Source organism: Marinobacter sp. L-46 (assembly GCF_056859535.1).
Genome location: NZ_JBSXOP010000061.1, coordinates 31,335 through 47,961 on the forward strand (window position 1 = coordinate 31,335; position 16,627 = coordinate 47,961).

Consider the following 16,627-nt stretch of genomic DNA (forward strand, 5'->3'; position numbering starts at 1 on the left):
CACCATGGCGCAGAGCAACGCAGCAACCCATATCACCCTGCCGGAACTGGTTCGGCTGCAAGCCGACGCCAGGGCCCTGAAGCTGCCTTCTGCCCGCCCGGTGCGTTCGCGCCAGGCCGACTTGCGCCAGTCTCGCCAGCGTGGTCGCGGCATGACCTTTGCCGAAGTACGGCAATACCAACCCGGAGACGATATCCGCAGCATTGACTGGCGGGTAACGGCGCGGCGCCAGTCACCCCACACCAAACTCTACGAAGAAGAGCGCGAGCGGCCGGTGCTGCTGATTGCCGACCTGGGCCCGACCCTGTTCTTCGCCAGCACCGGTGCCTACAAACAGGTGCGCTGCGCCCAGGTTACCGCGCTGCTGGCCTGGCTGGCCCTGTGGGCCGGCGACCAGGTGGGTGGCCTGGTATTTAATGACCAGGAGCTGGAGGTGCTGCGCCCGGCCCGGCGCAAGAAATCCGTACTGCGCCTGCTGGATACCCTGGCCAGCCACCAACACAAGCCGGACGTGCCACCCCGGCCTTCAGCCCCCGACCACGGGCTGGACACAGCGTTGGCCGAAGCCCGGCGGGTGGCCCATACCGGCAGCCGGATTTTTATCATCAGCGATTTCATGAACATCAGCGATAACACCACCAGTCTGCTCGGCGCCCTGGGCCGCCATAACACCGTGAGCGCCCTGCGCATTATGGATCCGCTGGAAAAACAGCTGCCGGACAGCGGCCAGTTTGCGGTGGCCGGGCCGGAAGGGCCGATCTGGTTTGATGCTTCCAATCCCGCGTTTAAAAAGGCCTGGCAGGAAAAGGTTGAGACCCATGAACGGCTGCTGGAAGACTGTTTTCGCACCTCCGGTGTGCAGGCGGCCACCATCATGACCAGCGAAGAGCCGGCAGCCGCCCTGCGCCAGCTTTTAGGCCCGGGAGGGCGGATCGGATGAACCCGCAAGATCCGTTAGCCCAATTGCGCGATATTCACCTGCCGGAAACCGGTGGCTGGTGGCCGCCGGCGCCGGGCTGGTGGATTCTGGCGGTGGTCGTTCTGGTTCTGGCCGCAGTCGCGTTCTGGTTGCTGCGCCGGCGCCGCCAGCAGAACCTGTGGAAACGCCAGGCTCGCGAGGAACTGGTGCAACTGGCCGCTAACCCGCGCCAGTGCAACGAATGGTTCAGTGAACTTAACCGGCTGCTCAAGCGGGTAGCCCGGCAGGCCTATCCGGACCGGCATCCGGAAACCCTCACCGGCCAGGGCTGGGCCGAATTCCTGCTGGAAACCTCTCCTTCCGAACGCATCGCCTCAAGGCCGGTAGCGGAAGCGCTGGTGCAAGCATCCTGGCGCCCGAACTCCAACCTGGACCCGGGCCAGGCACTCGACTTTGCCCGGTTCTGGCTGGAGGCCCAGCTATGATTTCCCTGGCCTATCCCTGGCTGCTGTTACTGGCCCTGTTGCCGCTGCTGTTCCTGGCCGGCAAACGTTATGGCAAGGGTGAACCGGTAGATGCACCGGTCATCCCGGTTGGCCACTGGTTGTCGGGCATGCCCGGCGTCAGCACCCGGGGGCGCCGGACACCGCGCTGGCGCCAGTTGCTGCTTCTTCTGGCCTGGCTGTGCCTGGTGCTCGCCATCGCCCGGCCCCAGCATGTGGGCGAGCAGGTGCAGATGCCGGTCAGCGGCCGTGACCTGATGCTGCTGGTGGATATATCGCCCAGTATGGATGAGCGCGACATGGTTGTTCAGGGCCGCAGCATCAACCGACTGCAAGCGGTCAAGCGGGTGCTGGACCAGTTTATCGACCGCCGTGAGGGTGACCGCCTGGGGCTGATCCTGTTCGGCACCCAGCCCTACGTGCAGGCACCCCTGACCTTTGACCGGGAAACCGTAAGAACCCTGCTGCTGGAAGCCGGCCTGGGCATGGCCGGCCGGGCAACGGCAATTGGCGATGCCGTGGGCCTTGCAGTGAAACGCCTGCGGGATCGACCCCAGGAGCAGCGGGTAGCCATCCTGCTGACTGACGGCGCCAACACCGCCGGTGAAGTGAGCCCGGACAAAGCCACCGAGATTGCCGCGGCCGCAGGTGTGCGGCTGTACACCATCGGTATCGGCGCCGATTCCATGATCCAGCGGGGGCTGCTGGGCTCACGGCGGGTGAACCCGTCCCGGGACCTGGACGAAGCCCTGCTCACCCGCATGGCGGAACAGACCGGCGGCCGGTATTTCCGGGCCCGCAGCCTGCCGGAGCTGGAAATGATCTACGACAGCATCGACCAGCTGGAGCCCATTGAGCAGGAAGGCCAGTTCTATCGCCCGGTTACCGAACTCTACGTGTGGCCGGCGGGCACAGCGGTTGCCCTGTGGCTGCTGTTGTCAGCACTGCGGTTACTGGCCAGCCGGGCCCACCGCAAGGAATCCGGGGAGGTGTACCATGGCTGACTTTCACTTCCTGAGGCCCCTCTGGCTATTACTGTTGCTGGCACTGCCGGCGTTATACCTGACCAGGCACAAGCTGCGCCAGGCCGATGCCGGCTGGAGCCGTTATATTCCCCAACCCCTGCTGAAGCCTCTGTTAAACAAACCGGGGCAAGGTGCCCCGGACGGTGCCAGCCGTTCGCCGCTGCTGCCACTGAACATCGCCCTGCTGGTCCTGGCGATCGGCCTGGCGGGCCCGAGCTGGCGCCAGGCCCCTACCCCGCTCAAACAACCGGAAGACAGCCTGGTAATTGTGCTGGACCTGTCGCTGTCCATGCTGGCCACCGATGCCGAACCGGACCGGCTGACCCTGGCCAAGCGCAAGGTTCGGGACCTGCTGGCACAACGGCGCGGCGGCCTGACCGCCCTGCTGGTGTACTCCGGTGATGCCCACACCGTTACGCCATTGACCGAAGACTTCCGCACCATCGAAGCCATGCTCGGGGTTCTGGACCCGGCCATCATGCCGGCACAGGGTAACCGGGCAGACCTGGCCATCAGCCAGGCGGTGGATCTGCTGAACCAGGGAGCACCGGGGCGCGGGCGGATATTGCTGATCTCCGATGATGTGCCCCGAAGCTATCACGGCGCCATCAGCAATCACCTGGCCGGCACCGGCTATGCCCTGAGCACACTGGTTGTGGGCACGCCGGAAGGTGGGCCGATTCCCCTGGCCAAGCGGGGCTTCCTGCGCAGTAACGGCGAGATTGTTATCGCCAGGGCCGACCCCGATGCCATGGAGAGACTGGCCCGGGCCAACGGCGGTGACAGCCACGAACTGACCCTTGGCGACGCGGATATCCGTGCCCTTGCGCTGGAACCGGGAGCGGAAGAGGATTGGTCGGAAACCGATGACGGACTGACCATCAATCGCTGGCAAGACGACGGCTACTGGCTGCTCTGGCTGGCCCTGCCCCTGCTATTACTGGGCTGGCGCCGGGGTGCCTTTGCGGTACTGGCCCTGAGCCTTGTACCTCTGGCCCTGACACCCCGCCCGGCCATGGCGCTGGACTGGGGTGGCCTGTGGCAGCGGGACGATCAGCGCGGGCGGGAACTGATCGAGCAGGACTCGGAGCGCGCGGCAGAGGTTCTGCAGCAGCCGGACTGGAAAGGCTCGGCCCTGTACCGCAGTGGCCGATACCGAGAGGCCGCCAAGGCCTTTGCCGAAACACCCACGGCTACGGGCCACTACAACCGGGGAAATGCCCTGGCCCGGACCGGCGAGCTTGAACAAGCCCTGGACGCCTACCAGCAGGCCCTGGCGCAGAACCCCGACTTCGAAGACGCCCGCTTTAACCGTGACCTGGTTCAGCAGCTGCTCGACCAGCAACAGCAGCAAGAGCAAGACCAGCAACAAGGCGATTCCGGTGACCAGCAGTCGGAGAACAACCAGCAGCAGGGCGAAGATTCACAGTCCGGCCAGGACAATCAGGACAGCCCGGGCGATCAAGGCAGTCAGGGTAAGCAGGAAAGCCAGCAGCAAGGCCAGCAAGACAGCCAGCAGGAATCCGAACAATCCGGTGATACACAGGATTCCGGACAGAGCGGCCAAGACGCCGAGCCACAGGCTGGCGAAGACATGCAGCAATCCGGGCAAGGCCAGCCGTCAGACCAGGAGCCGGCCGACAACGGCCAGGCTGTAGAAGCTCCGGCCGAAATTTCCGAACAACCGCTAAACCAGGGCCAGGAGCAGTGGCTCCGGCGTATTCCTGACAACCCCGGCGGGCTGTTGCAGCGCAAGTTCCTGCAGCAGTACCGGCAGCGCCAGACGCAACCCGACGAGGGCGATACATCATGGTAAAACGCATTCTTCTACCCGTTTTTCTGTTACTGGCACAGCTTGCCGCCCTGCACCCGGCCCAGGCCAGTGAGCTGTCGGTCGAGCCGGACCGCACGCAGCTGTACGAAGGCGAGGTATTAACCCTGACTGTGCGCGGCTCCATGGAAATCGACCTGAACCTGAGCAACCTGTTCAACTTTGACCTGTCTGACCTGCCTTCCCCCGACATTGAAAAGGTAGAGCCGGATTTCGAAATCCTGGCCCGGAACCAGCGTTACAGTGTGCAGACCGTCAACGGCGATATGACCGGGGAGATCACCTGGACCTACCAACTGGCACCCACCCGAACCGGCAAACTGACCATTCCGGAGCTGACCTTCAAGGATGCCACCTCCGAACCGGTAGAGATTGACGTGGTGACCGGCACAGCGCCGAGCCAGGAAGCCGGCGCCCGCGACAGTTTTATCGAACTGTCGGCCGACAAAGCCGAAGTCTATGTGCAGGAACAGCTGGTACTGACCATACAGCTGTTTTTCTCGGGCAACCTGATACGGGGCGAATTGTCGGAGCCGGAGCACCCCGATGCCATCATCGAATCCCTGGGCAAGCAGCGCGAATTCACCCGTTACCGGGATGGCGTCCGTTACCGGGTGGTTGAGCGACGCTATGCCATCTTTCCCCAGCAGCCGGGCCAGCTGAGCCTGGCCCCGATCCACTTCGAAGGCCAGGCACGGGACGCCAACGGCCAGCTGAAGTTCCTGCGGGATCAACTGCAGCTTTATGATGTCCCGGTAAAACCGGTGCCGGATGCCTACCCGGCAGACCAACCCTGGCTGCCGGCCCGCAGCCTGGCACTGGCTGAAGACGGCCTGCCGCCAGCAGGAGAACTGAACGCCGGGGCCAACCTGACCCGGAAGATTACCCTGCATGCCGATGGCTTGCCGGCAGAAGCCCTGCCGCCACTGCCGCAGGAAACCCCGGCGGCCATACGCAGCTACCCGGAAAGCCCCCTGAGAAATACCGAAACCACCGTCGACGGCCTTCGCTCCACCCTGCAGCAGGAAGCGGCGCTGGTGCCGGTCCAGGCTGGCGATGTGGTGTTGCCCGCCATCCGCATCCCCTGGTGGAACACAGAGACCGACCAACTGGAGCAGGCGATCTTGCCCGAGCGTCGCTACACCATCACCGGCAACAGCGCGATCGCCGCTGCGCCGGTGCCGGATAACAGCGCCCCGGAGACTCCGCCCGCCACTCATCCGGTCACCGCAGATGACCTGCCCCCGGCAGACAGCACGGGCTCTTTCTGGCTTTGGCTTTCGCTGGTACTGGGATTGCTCTGGCTGGCTACCCTGGTACTGTGGTGGTTGTCCCGAAAGCCATCCGGCGGCGCGCTATCATCCGAGCCATTGGAAGACGACACCGAAAAACACGCCTACGAGCAGTTGATCCGCGCGGTTAAAAACGGTTCAGCAGACACCACCGGCCAACTGCTGCACTGGGCGGGGTTACGTTTCCCGGAACAGCGCTTTGCGACGGTCAGCGATGTGGTCAGGTTCGGTGATGACCCGGAACTGGCCGGCCACCTGGAGCAACTGCAGGCACAGCTGTTCTCGCAACACCAGCAGGCGGTTTCGAATGAGGCACGACAGGGATTGGGGAAAGCATTGGAGAGGTTGAGAAAGCGGAAGGCACAAAGCGAAGACAGCCGCTACGGGCTGCCTCCGCTGAACCCGATCAGTCGATAAGTTCCTGGCTGATGACCAGTTCAACCGGTTCGCCATCGGCCTCCGGTGGCAGAACTTCCGCTTCCACCTGGCCCTGCCAGTCACCGGCTTGCGGGTTGATGCTGCCGCTGCGGCTCAGGCGGGCGACAATCACGACCTCTTCTGCGGAGGAAATGGTGGCCTCCGGCGACATGGCGTAGCTGTCATCCAGGCGGATATCTACCGGCAGAACACCGGCGGTCATGCGGGCGACTGCCACCGGTGCCCCACCTGATGTGCCCTTTGCACGGGCAAAGACAAACAGGGTGGTGTCACCTGGAACGCTGTCCTTGAACGCATCATCCAGGGAAATTCTCAGGGTCACACCGGCAGACGGTGCCGCAGGCTCCGGAGCCTGCGCAGCCGGAGGTGTTTCGCCCAGGCGGTTGTAGGCTTCGGCAATGCCACCGCGAATAGAGGCAATCTGCGGATGGTCCGGCGTTACCTCAACAATGGTTTCCCAGTACTCGATAGCTTCACGGTAGTTCTGCTGGCTGAAGGCATTAATGCCCAGCAGCCCCAGCGAGTTCACTTCGTTCGGATTCAGGGCGCGGGCTGACTCGATGGCAGCCATCACACCCGGCGTCATCTGCCCTTCACTCTGGAAGTACAATGCCTGGGCTGACAGGCCCCAGGCCACTGAGCTGGCATTGCGATCCTGCTCGGTAATTGCAGCCAGGCGCTGGAAGGCTTCGGCCGCATCCTCGTAGCGTTCGGTACGCATGTAGGTCTGGCCCAGCATGGCCCAGCCGTCGGCGTTCTCCGGATCCTGCTCGAGGCGGTCCCGCAGCTGGTCTGCCAGTGCGGACATGCGCGCGGTCTGGTCATCGTTACCGGAAGCACCCATTTCCTGCATGGTGATGAACTGCTCTACCCGGTCCATGGCGCCCCATTCCTGGTAGCCCAGGTAGGCACCGGCGGGCAGCAGGAGCACGGCCAGCAAGGCAACCGCCATGGCGCTGCGCCGGCCTGCCAGCCGCTGGCGTGGCTGTTCGTTTTCGGGAACGTCGTCAAGCATGGCGCCCGCCAGCTCTTCTTTCAGTTGCTGGTAGCCTTCCGCATCCAGGATGCCGGCTTCATGTTCATGATCCAGCTCTTTCAGGCGGGACTTGTAGGCCAGCAGGTTCTGGTTTCTGAGGTCTGCATCCATCCGCGCCTTGGGGCGGTGAAAGAACACCGGGTACAACACAAATGCCAGGGCGATGAGAATGAATACCGTCGCGGCAATCCAGAATGTTTCAGTCATGGAGTCTTCGTCGCAGTTGGGGATGTGTTTCGCGGATCAGCGCTCGGATGGCTGATCCTTATCGGCCAGCATCTGTTCGACCCTGGCTTTTTCTTCGGGGCTGAGTGCCGTTTCCTGCTGGCCCTGTTTACGCGAGCGCATTACCACGCCAGCCACAATCAGCAAGCCGCCAATCACGGCAATGGCCGGGAACGCCCAGAGGAAAATCGTGCGCTTGTCGACCGGCGGTTTGTACTGCACAAATTCGCCAAAACGGTCCACCAGGGCGCCGACGATTTCATCGTTGGAAGCGCCGCCCTGCATCATCCGGTACACCTCGTCCCGCATATCCTTGGATATGGGAGCATTGGAGTCGGCGATATTCTGGTTTTGGCACTTGGGGCAGCGCAGCTCGGCAATCAGGTTCTGGTAACGCTGCTCTTCAGCCCGGGTATCGAAGTCGTAGACCTCCATCACCTCGGCCCGGAGCGGTGAAACCACAAACAGTATGGCCAACAGTAGCGGATAAAAACGCATCAGCTATTTCCCTTTGCCTGATTGAACACGGGCAGCAGGACTTCCTGCCAAACCCGCTCGTTCACCACACCCACGTGGCGGTAAAGCACCACGCCATCGGCGTCGATCACGTAGGTTTCCGGTGCGCCGTACACACCCAGGTCAAAGCCGAGGGATCCACGGGGATCGAAGATAATGGTTTCGTAGGGATTGCCGAGGCGGCCCAGAAAACTGAACGCGGTTTCCCGCTGATCCTTGTAGTTCAAGCCGACAATGCGCACGCCCTCGTTGCTGGCCAGGTGCATCAGGTATTCATGCTCGTCCCAGCAGGAGGGACACCACTCGGCCCAGACATTCAGCAGCGATACCTGCCCCTGAAAAACCGAAGTGTCCAGCATATGTTCCGGATCGTGCAGGTCCTGCAGCTGGAATTCCGGTACCGGTTTGCCGATACGGGCCGATTCCAGCTTGGTGGGATCCTTGCCGATACCGGCAAACAGGAAGATCCCGATACCAACCGTGATCAGCAACGGAATGAACAGCAGCAGGCGCCTCATGACGATGCCTCCGCCGGCTTGCCGGGAGCCGTGTTGCCTGCCTGGGCTTTCTGTCTTTCCTCAGCTTTCACACGAATGCGGTAACGCTTGTCGGCAATGGCCAGGAAGCCGCCGATGGCCATCACCAGGGAACCCAGCCATAACCAGCGTACCAGCGGCTTGTACTGCAGGCGGATAGCCCAGGCGTCGTCTGAAATCCGCTCGCCAATGGCCACAAATACATCCCGGAACAGGCCGGCATCGATATCCGCCTCGGTCATCACGCTCATACCCACCGGGTAGTTACGCTTCTCCGGGTGCAGGTCGGTAACCAGCTTGCCATCCAGGAACACATTGAAGCTGCCGTACTGGGCGGTGAAGTTGGCGCCCTGCCGCTCACCGATTTCGGTGAACACGATTTCGTAATCGCCCACCATGGCGGAATCACCCGGAGTCATGCGGACATCCCGCTCGACACCGTAATTGGACACCACAGTGGCACCGGCCATCACCATGGCCACACCAAGATGTCCCAGCACCATGCCCCAGTAACTGCGGGACTGGCGTTTGAGGCCATGCAATCGGCCCTGGCGGGAAGCAGATTTATCCCACAGGTCCCACAGGGTAGCCACGGCAATCCAGATGGCAGTGAACACACCGGCAAAGGCCCAGGGCGCAAAGCTGCCGTAGTTGACCATCACCGCAGCTGTCGCCACCAGGCTGATCGCCAGCGGCCACAACAGTTTACGGGCCAGCATTCCGCCGTCGGTTTTCTTCCAGCGGGAGAAGATACCGGCACCCAGCAACAGGCCGGTGGCCACGGCCAGCGGGCTGAAGGTGGTATTAAAGAACGGCGCGCCGATGGACAGCTTGCCGGCATCCAGGTAGTCCAGGACCAGCGGATACAGGGTACCGATGGCCACCAGTAGCGTGGCGGATACCAGCAGCACATTGTTCAGCAGCAGAAAGATCTCACGGGACAGGGAACCGTAACGGGAACGCACGTGCACCACCGGTGCCCTGAACGCGTAGAGCAGCAGGCTGCCTACTACAGTGATACCCAGCAGCATGAGCAGGAAGCTGCCCCGCTCGGGGTCAGAAGCGAAGGCATGTACCGAGGTGAGAACACCGGAGCGCACCAGGAAGGTGCCCAGCAGGCTCAGTGCGAAGGTGACGATGGCCAGCAGTACCGTCCAGCTCTTGAACACGCCACGCTTTTCCGTCACTGCCAGCGAGTGCATCAGGGCCGTACCGGACAGCCACGGCAGAAAGGAGGCGTTTTCAACCGGGTCCCAGAACCACCAGCCGCCCCAGCCAAGCTCGTAATAGGCCCACCAGCTGCCCAGGGCAATACCGATGGTCAGGAACGACCAGGCAACGGTTGTCCAGGGCCGGGACCAGCGGGCCCAGGCCGCATCCAGGCGACCGTTGATCAGGGCGGCGATCGCAAAGGCAAAGGCAACCGAGAAGCCCACATACCCCATGTACAGCATGGGCGGGTGCATGATCAGGCCGATGTCCTGCAGCAGCGGGTTCAGGTCCTGGCCATCCGCCGGTACGTTCGGTAACAAGCGGTCAAAGGGGTTTGAGGTAACGATGATAAACAGGAAGAAGCCGACACAGACCATGCCCATAACCGCTAGTACCTGGGACACCATGGTCGACGGCAGCTTGCGGCTGAAGATGGCCACGGCCAGGGTCCAGCCGGTGAGCATCAGGATCCACAACAGCAGTGAGCCTTCATGGCCACCCCACACGGCACTGAACTTGTAGTACCAGGGCAGCATGCTGTTGCTGTTGTTGGCCACGTAGGCCACGGAGAAATCGTCTACCAGGAAGGCGTGGGTCAGGATGGCAAAGGCCAGGCCGGTAAACACAAACATGCCCGACGCCAGGGGCCGGGCAAACGCCTGCAGACTGTCACGCCCGGTGAGCGCACCGGCCAACGGGACGACGGCAAGAAGCACCGAGAGCAACAGCGCGAGTATCAGTGCAAGCTGTCCGAGTTCAGGATACATCAGAAATCTCCAAGGTCAGTCATGATTCGGGGCTCAGTAAGCCGCGCTTTCTGCAGCTTTCTCTGCGTTCGCCTTGTTCAGGCCCTTGGATGATTTCTCCAGGGCATCGGCTACTTCCGGCGGCATATAGTTTTCATCGTGCTTGGCCAGAACCTGGTCTGCCACAAACAGGCCTTCTTCGTTCAGTCGGCCCATGGCCACCACGCCCTGCCCTTCTGCGAACAGGTCCGGCAGGATGCCTACGTACTGCACCGGCACAGACGCGGCATAATCCGTCACCCGGAAGTTCACCTTCAGGCTTTCGGTATCACGTATCACGCTGCCTTCTTCCACCATGCCGCCGGCACGGATGCGTACATCAACCGGGGCATTGCCGGCAGAGATTTCTGTCGGGTCGTAGAACAGGTTGATGTTCTGGCGCAGTGCATAGGTCGTCAGGCCCACCGCCAGCGCAATGCCGGCAACCAGGAAGGCAAGAATGGTCAGTCTTTTTTTGCGGATCGGATGCATGGGTTACCTGCTGTTCAGTCCTGGGAAACTTCAACTCGGGTGAAAGTGGCCGCCGCTTTCGGGCGGACGCTGTCTTTGCTTCCCTGCTGCTGTTCTAGCCTGCGTCTGCAGGAATCGTATACGGCACGGTTGCGGCGAGCAGACCAGATCATCAGCCCGCCCAGCAACACAACAAATACGGCGTAGCACGCCCACACATAGGGGCCGTGCCCTTCCATGGCAATAAATGCGGAGAACGAATCGAATGCCATTGGTTATTTCCTTCCCGCCAGAACAAGTTCTCTGACCCAGCGGGTACGCTGCTCCCGCAACAGGATCTCGGTTTTCATTCGCAGACAGGCCAGCCAGCCAAACAACAGGTACAGGCCAAGCACTGAAAGCAGCAACGGCACCCACATTTCCATCGGCATGGAGGGCTTCTCAGTCAACTTGAAGGTGGCCGGCTGATGCAGTGTATTCCACCAGTCCACCGAATATTTGATGATAGGGATATTTACTACCCCCACCAGTACCAGCACAGCCACGGCGCGGGCGGCAGATTTCTCGTCGTTGATGGCACGGTCCAGCGCGATGGCGCCCCCGTACAGGAACAGGAGAATGAGCATGGAGGTGAGACGGGCATCCCACACCCACCAGGTGCCCCAGGTGGGCTTACCCCACACGGCTCCGGTGAACAGCGACAGAAAGGTGAGCACCAGCCCCACCGGCGCGATGGCTTTGACAAACACGTCCGCCAGTTTCATGCGCCAGACCAGGGTAACCACGGCAGCAACTGCCATCATTATGTAGATTGACTGGGCCAGGAACGCCGCCGGCACATGGATGAAGATAATCCGGTAGCTGTTGCCCTGCAGGTAATCTTTCGGCGCAAACGCCAGCCCCCACACCAGTCCGGCCAGCAGCACGATCAGCCCGCCGGCCAGCAACCAGGGCATCAAGCGGTTAGCGATGCCGTAAAACCACTTGGGGGAACCCAATTTGTGAAACCATTGCCACATCAGTTGGTCACCGTCTTTCTTTTAACTGTTAGACATGCTGATTCGCAGCGCGGCGGCGGCTGCAAATGGCGCCAGAGTCAGCGCCAGTACCAGGAATGCCCCCATCAATGCGAGATAACCGGCCACGGGCGCGCCCTCGGCTGCTGCCGCCACGGTCCCGGTACCGAAAATAAGCACGGGAATGTACAGCGGAATGATCAGCAGTGACAAGAGCACACCGGCAGACCGTAACCCCAGTGTCAACGCCGCGCCGATGGCACCAATCAGGCTCAGTACCGGGGTACCGATCAGCAGCGTTAGACACAGAATTGCCACAGAGTTCCCGTCCAGGTGCACCATTATTCCCAACGCTGGCGTAAGCAGTACCAGCGGCAGGCCGGTGAGTATCCAGTGGGCCAGTGTCTTGGCCAGGATCAGCAGGAACAGGGGCTGTGGCTGTAATATCAATTGCTCCAGGGTGCCATCATCAAAGTCGTGCCGGAACAGGTGGTCCAGCGACAGAAGCACCGACAACAGGGCCGCTACCCAGAGAATACCGGCACCGGACTGCTTGAGAAATGCCACTTCAGGGCTAACCCCTAACGGAAAGAGGGTTACCACCATAATAAAGAACAGTAGCGGGTTGAGCAGATCCTGGCGCTGCCGGAAGGCCACCCGGACATCCCGCATGAAGACCGCCGCCATGGCCTGCACCGGGCCGATGGCACTCTCTACCGGTTTCAATGCCGGCCGGGATTCAGCATTCATCACTCTGCCCTCCCCCCAGTGTAATGCGCTTCATTCCGGGCAACTGCAGGTCGTGGTGAGTCGTCACCAATACAGCACCACCTTCTGCAGCCCGCTGCTGCAATAATTCTTCAATGGCTTTGACGCCATCCGCATCAATAGCCGTGAACACTTCATCCAGCAGCCACAAGGGTTCGTCTGCAATCAACAGGCGCGCCAGCGCCACCCGGCGCTGCTGACCGGCCGACAGATTGCGACAGGGTACATTCTCGAAGCCCGCCAGCCCTGTTCCCGCCAGTGCCTGCGACAATATGTCGTCGCTGACGGTGCGGCGGCCAGCCATCAGGGCCCGAAGGTTTTCCATGGGAGTCAGCAGGGGTTTGATGCCGGGGCGGTGCCCAAGGTACAGCATGTTGCGCAGGAAGGATTCGCGGTACCAGGCCCGGGGTTCGCCACACCAGAGCAGTTCGCCTGACCAGGCATCGTTCAAACCGGCAAGGATTCTGAGCAGGGTGGTTTTGCCAGTGCCGTTGGGGCCTTCAATACGGGTAACGGTACCCGGCATTACCGAGAAACTGAGATTCTGGAACAACAGGCGCTCGTCGCGCTCACATTCGAGATTTACAGCCTGTAATAACGGCTCGGACATCGGGGCCCCGTCTGCAGAGCGAAGGACGCCGCGCGGGCATCCGGTGAATGAGTGCGCATTATAACGAATGCGACACCGGATTACCCATGCGTGACGTCAAATACCGACGCACTCGGCAAGCCTAACTTATTGAATCCCGGTTTGCGACAATGCTTGCAGATGCGCTTGGTCCGTCGCTGGGCAATCACTGCCAGCAAGGCATCATGGGCACGGGAATACAGTTGTTTCATTCAACGGCTCCAACCAGACGCTCCACAAAAAATTCAAGATGCCCCCCGGGAGCAGAGGGTAAAGGCCAGTTTTCGACTTTTTCTGCCAGTGCCCGCATAGCGAGGGACGCCCTTGCCCTGGGGTAGGCTTCCATAAACGCCTTTTGCCGTTGCACGGCCTTGCGCACGGCGTCGTCACTGGGAATGGCTCCACTGTAGTGTAGCCCCGCATCCAGGAAACGACCGGTGACTCTGGTCAGTTTTTCAAACAGTTGGGCGCCTTCCCTGTCGTTGCGCACCTGGTTGGCCAGCACCCGGAAACGGCTGGTGCCGTAATCGCGGTGCATCATGCGGATCAGGGCGTAGGCATCGGCAATAGAAGTCGGCTCGTCGCACAATACCAGCAGAATCTCCTGGGCAGCCCGCAAAAACGCCAATACCGAGTCGGATACGCCGGCTGAGGTATCGATGATCAATACGTCGGTCTGATCGCCCAGATCACTGAAGGCGTGGATGAGCCCGGCGTGCTGGGCCGCAGTCAGGCGGGTCATCGCCAGGCTGCCGGACGCGGACGGTGCCACCCGGATACCACCGGGGCCGTCTACCAGAATGTCTTCCAGGGAGCACTGGCCATCCAGCACGTGCTGAAGGTTATGGTGGACCGTAAGCCCCAGCAGCACATCCAGGTTACCCAAACCCAGGCCGGCGTCGAGCACCACCACGCGGCGGCCCCGTTCGGCCAGTGCGATACCAAGGTTAACGGCTATGTTGCTTTTCCCTACTCCACCCTTGCCGCTGGACACGGCAATTACCTGAACCGGACGGGGTTTATTCATGATTGTTATGGTTCTCTGAAAAACTTGCTGCGCGGCCTCTTGATGGCCCTCTGAGTGCCTGACTCGGAGCTAAAGATACGGTATCCTTGCGCCATTTATTTCAAGCAAATCCACGCCAGATTATCCGAACACACAGGTGGCCACAAATGCCAATCCACGAAGTAAAGCATCCCCTGATCCAGCACAAACTTGGCCTGATGCGCCGGGCAGATATCAGCACCAAGAATTTTCGTGAACTGGCCCAGGAAGTTGGCGCCCTGCTGACCTACGAGGCAACCAAGGATTTCAGCCTGCAGGAGCAGACCATTGATGGCTGGGCAGGCCCGGTCACCGTTGAGCAGATTCACGGCAAGAAGATTACCATAGTGCCGATTCTGCGGGCAGGCCTGGGCATGCTGGACGGCGTGCTGAGCCTGATTCCGGTGGCAAGGGTAAGCGTGGTTGGCCAGATCCGTAACGAAACTACCCTGGAAGCGGAAACCTACCTGGAAAAACTGGTGGGCGAGCTGGACCAGCGCATGGCCCTGATCATCGATCCGATGCTGGCTACCGGTGGCTCGATGATTTCCACCATCGACCTGCTCAAGAAGGCCGGCAGCACTGAAATCCGTGCCCTGGTGCTGGTAGCCGCCCCGGAAGGCGTGGAAAAAGTCCTGGAGAAACACCCGGACGTTTCCATCTACACCGCTTCAGTTGACGAACGCCTGAACGAGAAAGGCTACATCCTGCCGGGCCTGGGCGATGCCGGCGACAAGATCTTCGGCACCAAGCAGAAGGACGTCTGAGTATGCAGGACCATAGCAACGATCCGGTCTGGAAGCAGGCGCTGGCCGGCTCCCAGATGCTGCTGGTGGCCTTCGGCGCCCTGGTGCTGATGCCGCTGATTACCGGGCTGGATCCGAACGTGGCCCTGTTCACGGCGGGTATCGGCACCCTGATCTTCCACGTGGTGACCGGAGGCCAGATTCCGATCTTCCTGGCATCGTCCTTTGCGTTTATCGCCCCGATCATTGCCGCCAAGGGCAGGTTCGGGCTGGAAGAAACCCTCGGCGGCCTGATGGCTGCAGGTATCCTGTACATCATTCTGTCCGGCGCTGTTCGCCTGCGCGGCACCGGGTTTGTCACCCGCCTGCTGCCGCCGGTGGTGATCGCCCCGGTGATCATGACCATCGGCCTGGGCCTGGCCCCGCTGGCCGTGCATATGGCCTCTGGCCGCACCGGTGACGGTGCCGCAGAGCTGGTGCCCTACAACACAGCCATCTGGATTGCCATGATTTCCCTGACCGTGACCATTGTGATGTCGGTCTGGGCCAAGGGCATCTTCCGGCTGGTGCCAATCATGTTCGGCGTGATCGTGGGCTATGTGCTGTCCTGGTTTGCCGGCATTGTCGACACCACCGCCATCGAGCAGGCGGCCTGGTTCTCGGTGCCGAATTTCGTCGCACCCGCGTTCAGCCGGGGCGCCATCCTGTTCATGATTCCGGTGGCCATTGCCCCGGCCATTGAGCACATTGGCGATGTACTGGCGATCGGCAACGTCACCCGCAAGAACTACCTGGAAAAGCCCGGCCTGCACCGCACCCTGCTGGGCGACGGCCTGGCCACCAGTGCTGCGTCTATGCTGGGCGGGCCGCCCAACACCACCTACTCGGAAGTCACCGGCGCAGTCATGCTGACCCGCAACTTCAATCCGAAGGTAATGTGGTGGGCGGCCGTTGTCGCCATTGTACTGGCCTTTGTGGGCAAATTCGGCGCCGCGCTGCAGACTATTCCTGTGCCGGTCATGGGCGGCATTCTGTGTCTGCTGTTCGGGTCGATCGCCGTGGTGGGCCTGAACACCCTGATCCGCCACCAGGTGGACTTGTCTCAGTCCCGTAACCTGGTGATCGTGGGTGTTACCCTGGTGTTCGGTATTGGCAACATGGTGCTGGGGCAGCTGGAAGGGATCGCCCTGTGTGCCGTGGTGGCGATTATCCTGAACCTGGTCCTGCCAGGCGAGAAAGAAGCCTGGGGCCGCAAGATCTACGAAAGCAAAAACGATTAACCGAAGTTCTCGAGGCGCTGCTGCACCTCCCGGAACTCCGTGTAAATCTGCTCCAGTACGGCCGGAGCCTGTTCCAGTGCTCCGGCCTTACCCAGCTTCTCCGCTTCAAAGCACACCTGCCCCAGCCGGGGCGCACCAATATTGATGCTGCTGCCCTTGAAGCTGTGGGCGGTCTTGGTAAAAACGTCCGGATTATTCTCTGACAGCGCCTGCTCCAGGCTTTCGATGCGGCTCCTGGAGTCGGCCAGATAGGTCTGGATCAGGACATCAAACTCTTCTTCCATGACATCCTTCAGTTCGGCCAGCGCCTCTTCATCAAGATGCGGTTTGTCGTTCATCGGTCAACTCCCTGTCG

The 16,627-nt window shown here is 61.4% G+C and carries 18 protein-coding genes; 7 read left to right on the forward strand and 11 right to left on the reverse strand.

Annotated elements, in window-relative coordinates:
* The first annotated feature begins 4 nt into the window (after positions 1 to 4).
* The 5 genes from AC13DJ_RS09735 to AC13DJ_RS09755 are packed head-to-tail and all read left to right on the forward strand — an operon-like array spanning position 5 to position 5,987.
* The gene (locus tag AC13DJ_RS09735; RefSeq protein ID WP_474539757.1) at positions 5 to 940 is read left to right on the forward strand and encodes a DUF58 domain-containing protein; all 936 of its coding nucleotides are present in this window, start codon (positions 5 to 7) and stop codon (positions 938 to 940) included.
* The gene (locus AC13DJ_RS09740; RefSeq protein WP_474539756.1) at positions 937 to 1,404 is read left to right on the forward strand and encodes a DUF4381 domain-containing protein; all 468 of its coding nucleotides are present in this window, start codon (positions 937 to 939) and stop codon (positions 1,402 to 1,404) included. Before AC13DJ_RS09735 ends, AC13DJ_RS09740 begins: the two co-directional genes overlap by 4 nt.
* On the forward strand, positions 1,401 to 2,426 hold the full coding sequence (locus tag AC13DJ_RS09745) for a vWA domain-containing protein (RefSeq protein WP_474539755.1): 1,026 nt from the start codon (positions 1,401 to 1,403) through the stop codon (positions 2,424 to 2,426). Before AC13DJ_RS09740 ends, AC13DJ_RS09745 begins: the two co-directional genes overlap by 4 nt.
* On the forward strand, positions 2,419 to 4,263 hold the full coding sequence (locus tag AC13DJ_RS09750; RefSeq protein ID WP_474539754.1) for a vWA domain-containing protein: 1,845 nt from the start codon (positions 2,419 to 2,421) through the stop codon (positions 4,261 to 4,263). The genes AC13DJ_RS09745 and AC13DJ_RS09750 overlap by 8 nt, the downstream gene beginning before the upstream one ends.
* A complete protein-coding gene (locus AC13DJ_RS09755; RefSeq protein ID WP_474543596.1) occupies positions 4,257 to 5,987 on the forward strand; it encodes a BatD family protein in 1,731 nt (576 codons plus the stop codon). Before AC13DJ_RS09750 ends, AC13DJ_RS09755 begins: the two co-directional genes overlap by 7 nt.
* Here the strand turns inward: AC13DJ_RS09755 and ccmI are convergent.
* The 10 genes from ccmI to AC13DJ_RS09805 form a co-directional block, all read right to left on the reverse strand.
* Positions 5,977 to 7,251, reverse strand: a complete 1,275-nt coding sequence (ccmI, locus tag AC13DJ_RS09760) for a c-type cytochrome biogenesis protein CcmI (RefSeq protein ID WP_286816352.1) — start codon at positions 7,249 to 7,251, stop codon at positions 5,977 to 5,979. The two genes, AC13DJ_RS09755 and ccmI, sit on opposite strands and share 11 nt — an antisense overlap.
* A 36-nt stretch (positions 7,252 to 7,287) precedes the next feature.
* Positions 7,288 to 7,767: a cytochrome c-type biogenesis protein gene (locus tag AC13DJ_RS09765; protein ID WP_199455832.1), complete on the reverse strand. Its 480-nt coding sequence runs from the start codon at positions 7,765 to 7,767 to the stop codon at positions 7,288 to 7,290.
* On the reverse strand, positions 7,767 to 8,303 hold the full coding sequence (locus AC13DJ_RS09770) for a DsbE family thiol:disulfide interchange protein (RefSeq protein ID WP_199455833.1): 537 nt from the start codon (positions 8,301 to 8,303) through the stop codon (positions 7,767 to 7,769). The genes AC13DJ_RS09765 and AC13DJ_RS09770 overlap by 1 nt, the downstream gene beginning before the upstream one ends.
* On the reverse strand, positions 8,300 to 10,300 hold the full coding sequence (locus AC13DJ_RS09775; RefSeq protein WP_289101155.1) for a heme lyase CcmF/NrfE family subunit: 2,001 nt from the start codon (positions 10,298 to 10,300) through the stop codon (positions 8,300 to 8,302). Before AC13DJ_RS09775 ends, AC13DJ_RS09770 begins: the two co-directional genes overlap by 4 nt.
* 33 nt (positions 10,301 to 10,333) lie before the next feature.
* Complete coding sequence (gene ccmE / locus AC13DJ_RS09780; protein WP_022988754.1) at positions 10,334 to 10,810, reverse strand: cytochrome c maturation protein CcmE; 477 nt, start codon at positions 10,808 to 10,810, stop codon at positions 10,334 to 10,336.
* Positions 10,811 to 10,824: 14 nt separating this feature from the next.
* On the reverse strand, positions 10,825 to 11,061 hold the full coding sequence (gene ccmD, locus AC13DJ_RS09785) for a heme exporter protein CcmD (RefSeq protein ID WP_199455836.1): 237 nt from the start codon (positions 11,059 to 11,061) through the stop codon (positions 10,825 to 10,827).
* A 3-nt stretch (positions 11,062 to 11,064) separates the two neighbouring features.
* On the reverse strand, positions 11,065 to 11,808 hold the full coding sequence (gene ccmC / locus AC13DJ_RS09790; RefSeq protein ID WP_022988752.1) for a heme ABC transporter permease CcmC: 744 nt from the start codon (positions 11,806 to 11,808) through the stop codon (positions 11,065 to 11,067).
* A 21-nt stretch (positions 11,809 to 11,829) separates the two neighbouring features.
* Positions 11,830 to 12,555: a heme exporter protein CcmB gene (ccmB, locus tag AC13DJ_RS09795; RefSeq protein WP_474539752.1), complete on the reverse strand. Its 726-nt coding sequence runs from the start codon at positions 12,553 to 12,555 to the stop codon at positions 11,830 to 11,832.
* The gene (gene ccmA / locus AC13DJ_RS09800) at positions 12,545 to 13,183 is read right to left on the reverse strand and encodes a cytochrome c biogenesis heme-transporting ATPase CcmA (protein WP_288372536.1); all 639 of its coding nucleotides are present in this window, start codon (positions 13,181 to 13,183) and stop codon (positions 12,545 to 12,547) included. Before ccmA ends, ccmB begins: the two co-directional genes overlap by 11 nt.
* A gap of 226 nt (positions 13,184 to 13,409) precedes the next feature.
* Positions 13,410 to 14,228 carry a MinD/ParA family protein gene (locus AC13DJ_RS09805; protein ID WP_286816357.1) on the reverse strand — a complete coding sequence of 273 codons (819 nt, stop codon included), beginning with the start codon at positions 14,226 to 14,228 and terminating at the stop codon, positions 13,410 to 13,412.
* Between the two features lie 146 nt (positions 14,229 to 14,374).
* On the opposite strand from AC13DJ_RS09805, the gene upp reads away from it, so the two are divergent.
* Both upp and AC13DJ_RS09815 read left to right on the forward strand, forming a co-directional pair.
* Positions 14,375 to 15,013, forward strand: a complete 639-nt coding sequence (gene upp / locus AC13DJ_RS09810; protein WP_022988748.1) for a uracil phosphoribosyltransferase — start codon at positions 14,375 to 14,377, stop codon at positions 15,011 to 15,013.
* Between the two features lie 2 nt (positions 15,014 to 15,015).
* Positions 15,016 to 16,272, forward strand: a complete 1,257-nt coding sequence (locus AC13DJ_RS09815; RefSeq protein WP_474539751.1) for a uracil-xanthine permease family protein — start codon at positions 15,016 to 15,018, stop codon at positions 16,270 to 16,272.
* Here the strand turns inward: AC13DJ_RS09815 and AC13DJ_RS09820 are convergent.
* A complete protein-coding gene (locus tag AC13DJ_RS09820; protein ID WP_288372038.1) occupies positions 16,269 to 16,610 on the reverse strand; it encodes an Hpt domain-containing protein in 342 nt (113 codons plus the stop codon). The genes AC13DJ_RS09815 and AC13DJ_RS09820 overlap by 4 nt on opposite strands.
* Positions 16,611 to 16,627: the final 17 nt, after the last annotated feature.

Bases quoted from the DNA above. Each gene is read 5' to 3' on its own strand.
- AC13DJ_RS09735 (WP_474539757.1), top strand. From the start codon at position 5: ATGGCGCAGAGCAACGCAGCAACCCATATCACCCTGCCGGAACTGGTT.
- AC13DJ_RS09740 (WP_474539756.1), top strand. From the start codon at position 937: ATGAACCCGCAAGATCCGTTAGCCCAATTGCGCGATATTCACCTGCCG.
- AC13DJ_RS09745 (WP_474539755.1), top strand. From the start codon at position 1,401: ATGATTTCCCTGGCCTATCCCTGGCTGCTGTTACTGGCCCTGTTGCCG.
- AC13DJ_RS09750 (WP_474539754.1), top strand. From the start codon at position 2,419: ATGGCTGACTTTCACTTCCTGAGGCCCCTCTGGCTATTACTGTTGCTG.
- AC13DJ_RS09755 (WP_474543596.1), top strand. From the start codon at position 4,257: ATGGTAAAACGCATTCTTCTACCCGTTTTTCTGTTACTGGCACAGCTT.
- ccmI (WP_286816352.1), bottom strand. From the start codon at position 7,251: ATGACTGAAACATTCTGGATTGCCGCGACGGTATTCATTCTCATCGCC.
- AC13DJ_RS09765 (WP_199455832.1), bottom strand. From the start codon at position 7,767: ATGCGTTTTTATCCGCTACTGTTGGCCATACTGTTTGTGGTTTCACCG.
- AC13DJ_RS09770 (WP_199455833.1), bottom strand. From the start codon at position 8,303: ATGAGGCGCCTGCTGCTGTTCATTCCGTTGCTGATCACGGTTGGTATC.
- AC13DJ_RS09775 (WP_289101155.1), bottom strand. From the start codon at position 10,300: ATGTATCCTGAACTCGGACAGCTTGCACTGATACTCGCGCTGTTGCTC.
- ccmE (WP_022988754.1), bottom strand. From the start codon at position 10,810: ATGCATCCGATCCGCAAAAAAAGACTGACCATTCTTGCCTTCCTGGTT.
- ccmD (WP_199455836.1), bottom strand. From the start codon at position 11,061: ATGGCATTCGATTCGTTCTCCGCATTTATTGCCATGGAAGGGCACGGC.
- ccmC (WP_022988752.1), bottom strand. From the start codon at position 11,808: ATGTGGCAATGGTTTCACAAATTGGGTTCCCCCAAGTGGTTTTACGGC.
- ccmB (WP_474539752.1), bottom strand. From the start codon at position 12,555: ATGAATGCTGAATCCCGGCCGGCATTGAAACCGGTAGAGAGTGCCATC.
- ccmA (WP_288372536.1), bottom strand. From the start codon at position 13,183: ATGTCCGAGCCGTTATTACAGGCTGTAAATCTCGAATGTGAGCGCGAC.
- AC13DJ_RS09805 (WP_286816357.1), bottom strand. From the start codon at position 14,228: ATGAATAAACCCCGTCCGGTTCAGGTAATTGCCGTGTCCAGCGGCAAG.
- upp (WP_022988748.1), top strand. From the start codon at position 14,375: ATGCCAATCCACGAAGTAAAGCATCCCCTGATCCAGCACAAACTTGGC.
- AC13DJ_RS09815 (WP_474539751.1), top strand. From the start codon at position 15,016: ATGCAGGACCATAGCAACGATCCGGTCTGGAAGCAGGCGCTGGCCGGC.
- AC13DJ_RS09820 (WP_288372038.1), bottom strand. From the start codon at position 16,610: ATGAACGACAAACCGCATCTTGATGAAGAGGCGCTGGCCGAACTGAAG.